12 protein-coding genes are annotated in these 14797 nt (G+C 39.5%); 9 read left to right on the top strand and 3 right to left on the bottom strand.

Going from position 1 to position 14797, the window contains the following annotated elements:
- The first annotated feature begins 58 nt into the window (after positions 1-58).
- The 5 genes from ASC84_RS15075 (at position 59) to ASC84_RS15055 (ending at position 7045) form a co-directional block, all read left to right on the top strand.
- Positions 59-1909 carry an extracellular solute-binding protein gene (locus ASC84_RS15075; protein ID WP_056516163.1) on the top strand — a complete coding sequence of 617 codons (1851 nt, stop codon included), beginning with the start codon at positions 59-61 and terminating at the stop codon, positions 1907-1909.
- Between the two features lie 105 nt (positions 1910-2014).
- On the top strand, positions 2015-3085 hold the full coding sequence (locus ASC84_RS15070) for a microcin C ABC transporter permease YejB (protein ID WP_056516160.1): 1071 nt from the start codon (positions 2015-2017) through the stop codon (positions 3083-3085).
- Entirely contained in the window at positions 3085-4101 is a 1017-nt protein-coding gene (locus tag ASC84_RS15065) for an ABC transporter permease (RefSeq protein WP_056516157.1), read from the top strand. Before ASC84_RS15070 ends, ASC84_RS15065 begins: the two co-directional genes overlap by 1 nt.
- On the top strand, positions 4073-5668 hold the full coding sequence (locus ASC84_RS15060) for a dipeptide ABC transporter ATP-binding protein (protein ID WP_056516154.1): 1596 nt from the start codon (positions 4073-4075) through the stop codon (positions 5666-5668). Before ASC84_RS15065 ends, ASC84_RS15060 begins: the two co-directional genes overlap by 29 nt.
- Before the next feature lie 132 nt (positions 5669-5800).
- Entirely contained in the window at positions 5801-7045 is a 1245-nt protein-coding gene (locus ASC84_RS15055; RefSeq protein ID WP_056516151.1) for an NADH:flavin oxidoreductase/NADH oxidase family protein, read from the top strand.
- 450 nt (positions 7046-7495) lie between these two features.
- On the opposite strand, the gene ASC84_RS15050 is transcribed toward ASC84_RS15055, so the two are convergent.
- From ASC84_RS15050 to map, 3 genes are all read right to left on the bottom strand, one after another.
- Complete coding sequence (locus ASC84_RS15050) at positions 7496-8722, bottom strand: MFS transporter (RefSeq protein WP_056516148.1); 1227 nt, start codon at positions 8720-8722, stop codon at positions 7496-7498.
- A 129-nt stretch (positions 8723-8851) separates the two neighbouring features.
- Positions 8852-9901, bottom strand: a complete 1050-nt coding sequence (locus tag ASC84_RS15045) for an OmpW family outer membrane protein (RefSeq protein ID WP_004722031.1) — start codon at positions 9899-9901, stop codon at positions 8852-8854.
- Between the two features lie 329 nt (positions 9902-10230).
- Positions 10231-11058 carry a type I methionyl aminopeptidase gene (map, locus tag ASC84_RS15040; protein WP_004722029.1) on the bottom strand — a complete coding sequence of 276 codons (828 nt, stop codon included), beginning with the start codon at positions 11056-11058 and terminating at the stop codon, positions 10231-10233.
- Positions 11059-11277: 219 nt separating this feature from the next.
- Between map and rpsB the strand changes: the two genes are divergently transcribed.
- The 4 genes from rpsB (at position 11278) to ASC84_RS15020 (ending at position 14713) form a co-directional block, all read left to right on the top strand.
- Positions 11278-12030: a 30S ribosomal protein S2 gene (gene rpsB / locus ASC84_RS15035; RefSeq protein ID WP_004722027.1), complete on the top strand. Its 753-nt coding sequence runs from the start codon at positions 11278-11280 to the stop codon at positions 12028-12030.
- 139 nt (positions 12031-12169) lie between these two features.
- Positions 12170-13045: a translation elongation factor Ts gene (gene tsf / locus ASC84_RS15030; protein ID WP_004722025.1), complete on the top strand. Its 876-nt coding sequence runs from the start codon at positions 12170-12172 to the stop codon at positions 13043-13045.
- A 156-nt stretch (positions 13046-13201) separates the two neighbouring features.
- A complete protein-coding gene (locus tag ASC84_RS15025) occupies positions 13202-13762 on the top strand; it encodes a DUF3465 domain-containing protein (protein ID WP_056516145.1) in 561 nt (186 codons plus the stop codon).
- 129 nt (positions 13763-13891) lie between these two features.
- The gene (locus ASC84_RS15020; protein WP_004722023.1) at positions 13892-14713 is read left to right on the top strand and encodes an AraC family transcriptional regulator; all 822 of its coding nucleotides are present in this window, start codon (positions 13892-13894) and stop codon (positions 14711-14713) included.
- The last annotated feature ends 84 nt before the right edge of the window (positions 14714-14797 follow it).

The following is a 14797-nucleotide window of genomic DNA, read 5'->3' as shown; positions in this document are numbered from 1 at the left end:
GAGCAACGTTTAAAGCATAACATTTCAAAAACTTTTTTGAATAAAGGAAAATAGGGGAATGCGCCTAAGTTTTGCATATGTCAGCCCGATCGGGCTGGCGTTGGGGTTATGTGTTGCAAGTTTAAATGTTGATGCTGCTCTACAGACAACAGCTTATATTGCTGTACATAATTCTCCACAGTATGACAAAGCTCAGGCGATGCCTTATGCCAATAGCAATGCACCCAAAGGTGGCTATATCAGCACAGCGAGTATAGGCACGTTTGATAATCTCAATAGTATGAATGGCAAAGGCAGTTCAACTGAAGGGATCAATTACCTATTTGATAGCTTAATGGATAGCTCACTGGATGAGCCGGGTGTGTTATATCCGCTTCTCGCTGAAAAAGTCACTTATGATCCTGTTAAAACCAAATTTGTTATTTTCCATTTAAATCCTAAAGCTCGTTTTAGTGATGGTTCACCCGTCACGGCTGAGGATGTCAAATTTAGTTTTGATACCATTCAAAGCAAAGCCAATCTAGGCTTTCAAATGTATTTGTCTGATTTAGCCAAGACTGAGGTATTGTCTAAATACCAAGTGAAAATGACATTTAAATCAGACCACAATGCAGACATGCCCTTTATTTTGGCAAAAATTGCGATTTATTCAAAAGTAGATTGGAAAAATAAAGACTATAGCAAAGTGACCTTGCAGCCGATTTTAGGATCAGGGCCTTATCTGATTGAGCGTATTGATTTTGGGCGCAGTATTAGCTATAAGCGCAATCCAAATTATTGGGCAAAGGACTTAGCCATCAATCGTGGTCGTTATAACTTTGATCACATGAAATATGTTTATTATCGAAGCCCTGAAATCGCTTTTGAAGGGTTTAAATCTGGACAATATCGCTTTTATCAAGAAAAAAATGCCCGTAACTGGGTCACCGAATTTAATTTCCCTGCGGTAAAACAAGGTTTGGTGAAAAAGTATATTTCTAAGATTGAAACACCAGCACTCACGCAAAGTTTGGTTTTTAATACCCGAAATGTGCCATTCAATGATCTCAATTTTCGCCAAGCATTGACCTATGCTTATGATTTTGAATGGATCAACAAAGCATTGTTATATGGTCAAAATATTCGCTTGCAAAGCCACTTTCAAAACAGTGAGCTTGCTGCGACTGGAAAACCAAGCGCGAAAGAACTTGAAATTTTAACACCTTATTTAAAGCAATTGCCCGCATTACAACGCCAAGGTGTATTGGCAGATTGGAAATACCCAGTTTCAGATGCCAGTGGTTTTAACCGACAAAATTTATTGATTGCACGTTCGATGCTATTAAAGGCGGGTTATCGTTTTCACAATGGACAATTGGTGGATAGACAAGGTCGTCCCATTCAAATTGAATTTCTGATTCATCAAGATGGCGTGCTACGGACTTTGCTGCCATATATTCGTAACTTAAAAAAACTTGGGATTCAGGCAAATATTCGTCAAGTCGATTTACCGCAATATACAGAGCGTATGCGCCGTTTAGATTTTCAAATGACCGCTATTGATATGCCGCAATCATTAACACCGGGTGCTGAACAGGCACAGATGTGGGGCAGTAAGGCTGCCGATGAAGTGGGCAATTACAATTATGCAGGTGTTAAAAGCCCAGTGGTCGATCAGCTGATTCAACAGATTATTTATGCACCGAACCGTGAACAATTGGTGCTTCGTACCCGAGCACTGGATCGGGTATTACGTGCAGGCTATTATCAAATTCTGACTTATGGCAACGATAAAAACTGGTATGCTTATTGGAATATGTATCAGCAACCCGAAGTTAAACCAAAATTATCCCTCGGTTTAGAGTATTGGTGGGCAGATGCAGATCAAGCGAAAAAAGTAGAGCAATATTTAAAAAATCGAGCATTTTAAAAAGCATAATTTCAAATCTTCATGGTTAAAACATCAATGGCTCAACGTGAGTGATGTTTAAATTGACATATCTACCCTCATGAGGTCATAAGGAACATCGTTTCAATGGGCACATATATACTCAAAAGGCTGTTACTGATCATCCCGACATTGTTCTTTGTTCTCTTGATCAATTTTGTTGTGGTTCAAATTGCACCTGGCGGGCCTGTTGAACAAGCCATTCAACAAGCGGAAAACTTCCAAGGGGTCAACATGACTGCTGGGGGGCTATCATCTTCGGTCAATAACCATGAGTATCGTGGTGCACAGGGCTTAAGCGAAGATATGGTCGATAAAATCAAACAGCAGTATGGTTTTGATCGACCTGCACATGAACGATTCTGGTTGATGTTAAAAAATTATTTAGCTTTAGATTTTGGTACAAGTTTTTTTAAAGATAAGCCGGTGACTGAGCTGTTATGGGAAAAAATGCCAGTCACCATTTCCTTGGGTGCATGGAGCACTTTTTTGATTTATTTAATCTCAATTCCTTTAGGGATTAAAAAAGCCAAGCAGCATGGCTTATTTTTTGATAAATCAACTTCATTACTTTTGGCTGTGGGCTATGCCGTTCCCGCTTTTGTATTTGCAATATTGTTGATCGTATTTTTTGCTGGTGGTTCTTATTTACAATGGTTCCCGTTACAAGGCTTTGTTTCAGACAACTTTCACAGTCTCAATCTATTTGAAAAAATAGCAGATTATTTTTGGCACATGGCTTTACCTTTGCTCGCCATGGTGTTGGGCGGATTTGCAAGTTTAACCTATCTGACAAAATATTCATTTATGGAAGAACTCAATAAACAGTATGTGCTTGCGGCACGAGCAAAAGGCTTAACTGAAAATGATGTGTTATATAAACACGTGTTTCGCAATGCATTGTTGGTGATTGTTGCCGGCTTGCCTGAAGTATTGGTTGGGGTGTTCTTTGTTGGGAATCTGCTGATTGAAATTATTTTTAACTTGGATGGCTTAGGCTTGCTGGGTTTTGAAGCCGTGCAACAACGTGATTATCCAGTAATTTTTGGTGCTTTGTTCTTTCTGACCTTGTTTGGGCTGATTTTACGTTTAATCTGTGATGTGATTTATCGTGTGATTGATCCGCGAATTGATTTTGAATCGAGAGGTGCAAAATAATGTCACCGATCATGCAAGTACGAATACAGAAATTTAAGAAAAATCGCTTGGGTTTTGTCTGTTTCATCGTATTTATTGTTTTATTTATTCTTTCAATTTCTGCCGAATTTATTGCCAATGATAAGCCTTTATTGGTCAAATACGATCAGCATTATTACCTGCCAGTTTTAAAGGTTTATCCTGAAACACATTTTGGTGGGGTCTTTGAAACAGAAGCCGATTATCGTGATCCTGTGGTTCAACAGTTGATTGATGAAAAAGGTTGGTCGATTTGGCCACTGGTTCGTTATTCCTACCAAACACCCAATTTAGATTTAGCCGTTCCTGTTCCTTCGCCACCCACCGCACAAAACTGGTTAGGTACAGATGATCAAGGGCGTGATGTATTTGCCCGTATTCTTTATGGTCTACGCATATCACTGTTGTTTGGTTTGGCATTGACACTATTTGCTGCATTTATTGGAATTATTGTTGGGGCGATACAGGGCTATTATGGCGGATGGGTGGATTTAATTGGGCAACGTCTGCTTGAAGTTTGGGGTGGTTTGCCGACGTTATTTATGGTGATCATCTTGGTCAGTATATTTACCCCGAGTGTCTATTGGCTATTTTTGATTATGTTGATTTTTGGCTGGACAGAGTTGGTCGGTATAGTGCGTGCAGAATTTCTTCGCGCCCGTCATTTAGATTATGTTCAAGCAGCACGTGCCTTAGGGGTGAGTGATTTGGTGATTATGTTCCGACATATCTTGCCCAATGTGATCAGTTCAAGTTTATCTCAACTTCCATTTATGCTGACTGCAAATATCACCGCACTTACTGCATTGGATTTTTTAGGTTATGGGCTACCACCAGATGCAGCCTCTCTCGGTGAATTGTTATTACAAGGTAAAAATAATTTAAATGCGCCGTGGCTGGCTTTATCTGGATTTTTTACTTTGGCCTTGGTGCTATCTTTATTGATTTATATTGGGGAGGCGACACGCGATGCATTCGATTCAAGACGTCAAAAATGATCCATCTTTGTTGTTGTCTGTCCAACATCTGCATATTGAAAATCAGCGTAAAGAGGTGCTGGTCAATAATCTTAACTTTGACCTACATGTCGGGGAAACTGTTGCGATTGTCGGGGAGAGTGGTTCAGGCAAATCAATCAGTGGTTTGGCACTACTTGGCTTACTTCCTGAAAATTTAACTGTGACTGGACAAGCGTTATATGATGAGCAAAACCTATTGTCTCTTAATCAAAATGCGCATTTGGCGATCCGTGGTAAAAAAATTGCCATGATTTTTCAAGAACCGATGACTGCACTCAACCCGTTACACAAGGTTGAGCGGATTATTGGTGAGACTTTACTTTTAGATGGAATGTCTAAGGAAAAAGTCAGAAAACGTGTCTATGACTTATTGTGTGATGTCGGAATGGACGAACCTGAGGATAAGTTGAATCGTTATCCACATGAGTTATCAGGTGGTCAACGACAACGTGTTTTGATTGCATCAGTTTTGGCACAAAAGCCTGAAATTATTATCGCGGATGAGCCGACAACAGCCTTAGATGTCACATTACAATCTCAAGTTTTAAACTTATTACAACTGCTTATTCTAAACCATAAAATGGCCATGATTTTGGTTAGTCATGACTTGAATTTGGTGCGTAAATATGCCAATCAAGTGATTGTGATGAATCAGGGGCAGGTTGAAGAAAAAGGCACGGTTCGAAATATTTTTCAAAACCCTAAAGCCAGCTATACCCAATATTTATTGGATCATGATTTTGGTGAAGCCAATGCTTTACCGTATAAACGTAATTTAGTTTTATCACTACACCGTGTTGGGGTGAAATTTCCAATAAGAAAGGGCATATTTAATCGAGTTAAAGATTATTTTGTAGCCGTTCAACCGCTCAATTTACGTTTAGATCGCGCTGAGTCCATCGGTATTGTTGGAGAAAGCGGTTCTGGTAAAACCTCTTTGGCGTTGGCAATCGCACGACTTATACAGTGCTCGGGCAATGTTTTCCTACTCAATCAAGACTTGAACAGATTGAGTCAGCGTAAATTACGTCCACTTCGATCTAATTTTCAAATTGTATTCCAAGATCCGTTAAGCAGTTTAAATCCACGTATGACTGTCGACCAGATTATTCGAGAGGGCTTGGCACTACAACATCTAAAAGAAGCTGAAATGCTGATTCGTATCAATGAAATTTTAGACAAAGTAGATCTCCCGATAACAGTTAAACAGCGTTATCCGCATGAATTGTCTGGCGGTCAACGGCAACGTGTGGCTTTAGCGCGTGCAGTAGTATTACGCCCTAAATTACTGATTCTCGATGAACCAACCTCAGCACTTGACCGGACCACACAGCGTGCGATTGTAAAATTACTGCGTCAGTTGCAACAGGATTATCAAATGAGTTATTTGTTTATTAGTCATGATTTGCAGGTGGTAAAAGCACTTTGTCAGAAAGTTTTGGTATTAAAAGATGCTAAAGTTATCGAGTTTCAAGACACTCAAGCCTTATTTGATAAACCTTTAAATGACTATACCAAGCGATTAATTGCAGCGAGTCAGTATTAATGCTGTATAGATGATTGTGGTTCAAAAAATATTCACATTAACAAAGTTGACAAAATGCATTGTCAGATTTACGCTTGAACTATTATAAATTTAAATTAGAGTAAAAGCTCTAATCACTAAAGAGATTTGACCATGAGCCATCTTGCACAAGCATTAGAAATAAAAAACACGCGATTTAAAAACCGAATCATTAAAGGTGCGATGAGTGAAGCATTGGCCAATCATGCAGGGCAACCGAACCAATTGCATTTAGGTTTATATGATGCTTGGGGGAAAGGCGGTTTAGGTTGTGCCATTACGGGGAATGTGATGGTTGATTTCCGTGCGAAGAATGAGCCAGGTGTTGTTGTAGTTGAAACTGAGCGTGATCTTGCCAAATTGACTGAATGGGCAAATGTGGGTAAAAAGCACGGGATGGTACAATTGATTCAGTTATCACATCCAGGTCGCCAGTGTCCAAAAGGACTCAATAAAGAAACAGTGGCACCTTCAGCAGTGCCTTTTAGTCCAATGTTGGCGACGACATTTGGTACACCACGTGCACTTAATGAAGCAGAAATTTTGGATATCATTCAACGATTTGCTGAAGCTGCGCGGATCTGTGAAAAAGCAGGTTTTGAAGGTGTACAGTTACATGGTGCACATGGTTATTTGATCAGTCAATTTCTTTCACCATTGACCAATAAACGTCAAGATCAGTGGGGTGGTTCGATTGAAAACCGCATGCGTTTCTTGTTAGAAATTTATGCTGCAGTGCGTGCTACAACCTCAGAAAACTTTATTATTTCAGTCAAACTGAACTCTGCAGATTTCCAGCGTGGTGGAATCACAGAAGAAGAAGTGGTTCAAGTATTTAAAGCCATTGATACAGCAGGGATCGATTTGATCGAAATTTCTGGTGGTACCTATGAAGCACCAGCAATGGCAGGCGCAAAAGCGGATAAACGTAAGCAAAGTACGATTGCACGTGAAGCATATTTCTTAGATTTTGCAGAAAAAATTCGTAAAGAGGTCAAATGTCATCTTATGGTGACAGGTGGTTTCCGTACAGCGCAAGGAATGAATGCGGCTTTAGACAGTGGTGCGTGTGAATTTATTGGGATTGCACGTCCTCTTGCGGTAGAACCTGAAGTCAGCAACAACTTGATTGCTGGTCAGGACGTTCGATATGCAGTAGAACAAATCAAAACCGGTATCCCTTTTGTTGATAAAATGGCGATCATGGAAATTCTGTGGTATGCCGCGCAGTTTAAAGCGATTGGTGAAGGGAAGAAGCCAAATCCTAAGCTTTCTCCACTCAAGGTTTTCTTTAATTATGCAAAAAATAATATCAAGGCAGTGATCCAAGGACGAGTAAACTCGCGAAAATCAGCCTAATAAAGATTGGGAAAAGCGTAGTCGCGACTTAGAAAATTGATTTTAAGGTTGCTTCTGGTCTGCTTTAGACCAATACGATTTAAATGTGTCAGCAGGCCATTGTCCTTTCACTAAAGCCGTTTGAAAGGCGGGTCTGCTTTCTATTTGCAGAAGATAGCGCTGAATTTCAGTGAACTTTTGATATCTTGGGTGAGGTTCAAAACAGACTTTGTTTCAACAAGGTTTAAATTAAAAATGTTGAACTGCTTATTATTACAAAACAAAGCCCTATAAGCAGTTAGGGCTTTGACAGAAAGCAATTAATCTAGCTATTGGACAATAGGTTAATGCGCACAAAAAGCCATATTAAAATATTCAAATAATTCAGGCGTGTTCAACCACAGCATACTTGACAGCCCGAACAGAATAACAATAACCAACCAGATACTGAGCTTGAACCACGAGAATGAGTTAGTCATTAACCACAGCCTCTTCATTAACAAAGAAATGCACAATAACACCGACTACACACAAGGCAATTGAGCATCCCCAAATGATGTTGTAGTTACCCGTTATATCATGATTTAAACCTCCTAGCCATCCACCAAAAAATGAACCGATTTGGTGAGTGAAAAACACCAGACCGCTTAGCATGGTTAAGTATTTCACACCAAACATATTGGCCACAATACCATTGGTTAGGGGTACAGTCGAAAGCCATAAGATCCCCATAACGATACCAAAGGCGTAAACAGTCCAAATACTTAAAGGCAGCATGAGAAAGGCAACAATCGCAATGCCACGTAAACCATATAAACCCATAAGCAGATGCGGTTTAGAATACTTGCCACCAAGCCAACCAGCGGTATAGGTTCCGATAATATTAAATAGACCAACCAATGCGAGAAAGATCGTTCCAGTGGAGGCATCAAAACCATGATCAATCAAATAACCTGGCAGGTGAATGCCTAAAAAAACCACTTGGAACCCACACACTGAGAAACCAAAGGCCAACCATAAAAAGGGTTTATGCTTAAAGGCAATTTTAAGAATCTGTTTAAAGCTTAAATTGGGTTTTATCGCTTGTTTAATTGCATTTGGTGGTACATACATGGGTGCCTTAAGCATCCATGCCAATGGAACAATCAACACAATGAGCATTGCTGTAATGACCAATGCAGATGACCAGCCGAAATTTTTAATGAGAAGCAGGGTGGTTGGCAACATAATGAATTGCCCAAATGAACCAGCTGCACTGGCAATACCCATTGCCATACTACGCTTGCTTGGATGCGCTGCTCGTCCTACGGCTGAAAGTAATACCGAGAATGATGTTGCAGAGAGGGCTAAACCAATAATTAAGCCGACACTGATATCCAGTAACAGCACATTTGAACTGATAGACATTAACAATAGGCCAATGGTGTAGAGCACCCCGCCTATCGCAACAATCTTCTTACTTCCATACCTATCTGCAAGCGCACCAGTAAAAGGTTGTACTGCGCCCCAGAATAGATTTTGTATGGCAATGGCTAAACTAAAAACCTGATGACTCCAACCAAACTCATGGCTCATGGGTACAAGATAAAGCCCAAAACCGTGACGTACACCTAAAGAGAGTGCCAGAATAAAAGCACTTCCAATAAGCATATAAATCAGTGGTTTAGAGAAACGCGTGTCGTCCTGTTGTACTGACATAAGCTATCCATTGAATCATCATATGAGAATTGTAGATGATTCAATGGGACTTAGCGATAGAATAAAAATTTATCAATCGATAAATTTTAGTGATCAGTCAGCACATTTTAATGAAAATAAATTTAGCTTTTAGAAGCGATAACCCACACCGACATAAGTAATCAGAGGATCAATATCAATTTTGGTTTTGGCTGTGACAAGTTGTTTGTTGGTATTTGAGTCTGAAATGGTAATGGTCGCATCACTACTCATTGGTGCATAAGTGACAGAGCCTACTCCAAACCAGCGATCATTAAAATCATAGGTTGCACCCAGTGTTGCCATAGGTGCCCAAGCATCATCTGCTTCTACTTTAACTACAGGATTTGCAGATGATTTTTTGCCATCTAGTGCTGCTCCAGCCTGTCCATCTAATACGTTCTGGATCATGTGACCTGCTGCAATCAGATCATCTTTTACGCCATTATCGACTTTTAGGTGAGTAAAATGTGCATACATGACACCGACGCCAACATAAGGTCTAAGTTTATTTACACCAGATTTACCAAATTGATAATGTAGTTCTGCCGCTGGCAACCATGCAGTTGCAGATGCTGCTTTTGAATGTTTTGTTAAATCAGTAATTGCAATATCTTTTTTCAAGTCAATACTGCCAAGTGGTGTAGAATCTTTACCGGTCAATGGTGCATAGATTTGGCCTTTGCCTTCTATCTCAACTTTAGGCGGAACACCTGCTTTAAACTCTAATGAAAGATTATCAGTGAAGTAGTAATTTCCCATCAGACCAAAAGTATCAACATCTTTTGCTGTTAGACCAGTGCCTTCAGAGGTCCAACTGGATAGACCATTGACTGTGGCAGTGCCCGTTAAAGCGCCAGGAATCGTGTCACCCAAAAGGCCGATTGCGCCATAAAGAAAAGGGTTGGATTCTTTAACTGCTGCGTCTAAAACTGCTTTTTTAGAAATATCACCTACTTTAGATTGTGTTCCTTCTGCAACGGCAGTATTCACTTTGATAGGATTAGCGTTACCCTGTGGCATTGCATGTAGCCAACCTGCTGAAACAGAAAAGCGTTTAAATCCATCACCATCTTTCAGACTAAAATAAGGTGAATCTGCATGCGCCATCATGGGTAAAGTCATGCATGAGGTCATGATGCAAAGTAATGATTTTTTCATAGGTTTGGACTCCATGTCCGTAATTGATACTAATTTTTATGCGTTTTTATTATTAGAAGTTTTTGCTGTTAATTAATGTAGTCTTTACAAAGGCTTTTTTTAAGTGAATGTTCTTTTTTTAATGTTTTATTTATCATAAGTTTATAAATGTAATACAACTGTAATCATGTTGTCATGATATTACATGCTAAAAATAGGCCATGATCTAGGTTAAAAATAACCATAAAACATTGACTTGGCAGATAAGGAAAAACTCAAGCCATAAAAAAAGGCCATATAAATATGACCTTTTGTTAAGCAGCATAAGTCATTTTAGTCAATGACTTTCGTTATTTTTGAAAACGAGATAGATCTTCTTCAGGGCGTGCGGTTAAAACTTCTACACCGTCTTTGGTCACCAGCAGGGTATGTTCATATTGAGCTGAAAGACTATGGTCTTTGGTCACCACCGTCCATTTATCACCCATTAAACGTGTTTGCCAAACACCCGCATTGACCATCGGCTCAATGGTAAAGGTCATACCTTCTTCTAAAACCATGCCTGAATTGGGTTGACCATAGTGAAGAACTTGAGGCTCATCATGGAATACCGTACCAATACCATGACCACAGTATTCACGCACTACACTAAAGCGTTCTGATTCAACATATTTTTGAATCGCTGCGCCAATATCACCAATGGTTGAGCCCGGTTTCACCGTTTCCATACCACGATACATTGCTTCTTGAGCAACTTTACACAAACGTTCAGCAATAATCGATGTTTCACCACCAACCACATACATCATATTGGTATCGCCGTGATAACCATCTTTAATCACAGTCACATCAATATTGAGAATATCGCCTTTCTTTAAAATTTTACTTGCAGATGGAATACCGTGACATACCACATGATTTACAGAGGTACAAATCACATGTTGGAATGCTGGGCGACCAGGCGCAGCGCCATAACCCAAACATGCAGGTATAGCGTCTTGTTTGTTGACAATATAGTCATGACAAATCGTATCCAATTCAAGTGTACTGACACCTGGTTTGATATGCGGTTTGATCATATCCAAAACTTCTGCAGCCAATCGACCTGCAACACGCATCTTTTCAATTTCATCTGCGGTTTTGATTAATCGACGTGGTGCTTCGTAAGTACTGTTCATGATCTTTAAAAACTTTTGGAAATTTGTATGTGACTATGGTATAAATAGCCGCCCAATTTATCAAATGCTTTCTGTGACTTTCTTTGTGAATGGTTTATGGAAATATTGATAAGGGTAATTTAAAAATCCGCACATATGTCGTCACATTACTCTGGGTGCCTGAAAGGGTGGAGAATGCGGACATATGGAGGCCTAACCCAAACTTTTAAGGTAAAGAAAATGGCAGATTACAACGTAAGCATGCGCGACCTTCTTCAAGCTGGCGCGCACTTTGGTCACCAAACTCGCTTCTGGAACCCAAAAATGCGTCAATACATTTTTGGTGCGCGTAACCGTATTCACATCATCAACCTTGAACATACTGTTCCTGCGTTAAATGATGCTTTGAATTTTGTTAACAATCTAGCAAGCAAAAAGAACAAAGTATTGTTCGTTGGTACAAAACGTGCTGCTTCTAACATCATTCGTGAACAAGCTCAACGCGCTGGTCAGCCTTATGTTGATCACCGTTGGTTGGGTGGTATGTTGACTAACTGGAAAACTCTTCGTCAGTCAATCAACCGTTTGAAAGATCTTCAAACTCAATCACAAGATGGTACTTTTGCTAAACTTACTAAACGTGAAGCATTAGAACGCGCTCGTGAAATGGAAAAACTTGAACGCTCTTTAGGCGGTGTTAAGAACATGGGTGGTTTACCTGACGCATTGTTCATCATCGACGTTGATCACGAAGCAATCGCGATTAAAGAAGCTAAAAACCTTGGTATTCCAGTAATCGGTATCGTTGATACAAACTCTAACCCAGATAACGTAGATTTCGTTATTCCTGGTAATGACGATGCGATCCGTGCTGTTACACTTTATGCTTCTGCAATGGCTGATGCAATTCTTGCTGGTAAAGAATACGCTCAAACTCAAGCGAATGCTCAAGCTAAAGGCGAAGAAGCTGCGAAAGAAGCTCCTGAGGCTTAATGCGTTTTGACGCAAGCTTGTCATTTTTGTGATTTAAAATGATGACAAATTGAGCGTCGAGAAAGCAAAACGGCCCAGAGGAACCTTTGGGCCGTTTTTGTTGAACAGATTCATATTCTACCGTATTTAGGAGAACAACATGACTGCAGTTACTGCGAGCATGGTAAAAGAATTACGTGACCGTACTGGTCTTGCAATGATGGAATGCAAAAAAGCATTAACAGAAGCAGACGGTGACATCGAATTAGCGATTGATAATCTTCGTAAATCAGGTCAAGCAAAAGCAGCTAAAAAAGCTGGTAACATTGCTGCTGATGGCGCGATCACAATTGCTCAAGAAGGTAACAAAGCAATTCTTTTAGAAGTAAACTGTCAAACTGACTTCGTTGCGAAAGACGAAAACTTTGCTGGTTTCTCTGCGAAAGTTGCTGCTGCTGCACTTGCTGCTGGTGTAACTGATGCTGCTCAAATTGCTGAATTGAAACTTGAAGATGGTTCAACTGTTGAAGAAGCTCGTATTGCGCTTGTTCAAAAAATCGGTGAAAACATCCAAGTTCGTCGTGCTGCAATTGTTGAAGGTGAAAACCTTGCAGTTTACAAACACGGTTTAAAAATCGGTGTTGTTGTTTCTTACACAGGTTCTGCTGAAACTGGTAAAGGTATTGCAATGCACGTTGCTGCGTTCAACCCAGTTGCTGTAACTGCTGAAGATGTTTCTGCTGATCTTATCGCGAAAGAGAAAGAAATTGCAGAAGCTAAAGCGATTGAATCTGGTAAGCCAGCGAACATCGTTGAAAAAATGGTGACTGGTTCAGTTGAAAAATACTTGAACGAAGTTGTTCTTGAGCGTCAACAATACGTAATCGACAACGACAAAAAAGTTGCTGAAGTATTGAAAGCAACTGCAACAACTGTAGCTCAATTCGTTCGCTTCGAAGTAGGTGAAGGTATTGAGAAGAAAGCTGAAATGAGCTTTGCAGAAGAAGTTGCTGCTGCTCAAGCGGCTGCTAAATAATTTTTACTCACTGAGTATAATTATTGAAAACCCCTCCTTAGAGGGGTTTTTTTGTCTGTAATTTAATTGAAGTAGATTCAGAAGAATTAATTCATACATATCTAAAAGATTATTCTTTTATAATTCCACAATGAACATTGATTAGACTCAAACTTTATGGCAAATAAAACTCAACTTGGTATTGGTGCTGTAATCGCAGTGATCGTCGCAGCTTATCTAGGTGTTGATCTTAATCAACAAAAAAATCAAGCAACTGAATCCTCTAAAGTTGAATCGATCGATCAGCAAAACAATCGTTCACAAGACAATACACAGCATGTGAATGAGCAAAGTAAAGATAACCAATTTAACGATAAGCCATCTGCCAATAGTCAAAATCAAAATGGTCTTGAGGTTATTCGAAAAGCCTATGATGCAAAACTCAGTAATGTTCAAGTACAGTCCATCGGTCGAGTAAAAGCCGTGTTGCGTGATGATAATGAAGGTTCACGTCATCAAAAATTTATTCTTGCACTGGATAATGGCTTAACTGTACTGGTTGCACATAATATTGATTTAGCACCCCGTATCGATAATTTACGCAAAGGTGATACCGTCGAATTTTTTGGCGAATATGAATATAGCAATCAAGGTGGTGTAATGCACTGGACACACCATGATCCAAAGCGTCGTCATCAAGATGGTTGGCTAAAACATAATGGAAAAACCTATCAGTAATCTATTGGTTATTTTCTTATGTGCACAAAAGATTAGGTCTTGTTTAAATGTATAGATAGCAATTTTGTTCTATACGCTTTTTATAAACATGCTATTTTTAAATTATTATCAAAAGTCTGAATAGAAAAAATGCAGGAGTGGGCAAGCTACTTTCACCTAAAAGAATTGGGTGGATTAGAGTTGTTAAAAGCACAGTATCACCATAAGCAATTTTCAAAGCATGTGCATGAAGGTTATTGTATTGGTGTGATTGAAGATGGTGCACAGAGTTTTTATCGGACTGGGCAGTTACATACAGCACCGAAGGGCGACATTATTTTAGTCAATGCTGATGAAATTCATACAGGTTCATCTGCTGTAGAGTCAGGCTGGAAATACCGTGCAATTTATCCAACGCCAGAAATGTTGTTAGATGCAGGGCAAGATTTTTTTAGTGTTAAAAATAGCGTACCGTGGTTCCCACAAGCTGTTGTGCAAGATGTTGGATTGGCACAGCAACTCTGTTTACTTTTTGATTTATTAGAACAAAAAGAAAATACTTTACTGAAAGAGAGTATGTATTTATCCACTTTAGCACGCTTAATCAGTCGTTATGGTCGTGCCAAATTAACACCTGCTGAATTACCAGAAGCACAACGGAAAGTTGAAATAGTCAAAGATTTATTAAGCAGTTTTCCTGAGCATGATTATTCGCTCACTGATTTGGCGACATATGTAGGATTAAGTCCTTGGCATTTTTTACGTGAATTTAAAAAATATACGGGATTACCACCGCATAGCTGGTTGGTTCAGGTCCGCTTACAGAAAGCGCGCCAATTATTAAAACAAGGTCAGAGTATTGCAATGACTGCCCAAAATAGTGGTTTTTCAGATCAAAGTCATTTTAATCGACATTTTAAAAAAGCAGTCGGGGTTACGCCTTCTCAATATTTAAGTACCTTAAATATTTAATAAATGTATTCGGAAATAACCATTTAAACGCTCACAGCCCCTCACTAAATAGCAATTTCATCCAAGCGATCACTGAGCATTTAT

Origin of the sequence: Acinetobacter sp. Root1280, from assembly GCF_001425285.1 — a bacterium.
Classification (GTDB): Bacteria; Pseudomonadota; Gammaproteobacteria; order Pseudomonadales; family Moraxellaceae; genus Acinetobacter; species Acinetobacter guillouiae.
The sequence above is the reverse complement of the archived record's forward strand: the minus strand, read 5'-3'. Positions and strand labels throughout refer to the sequence as shown.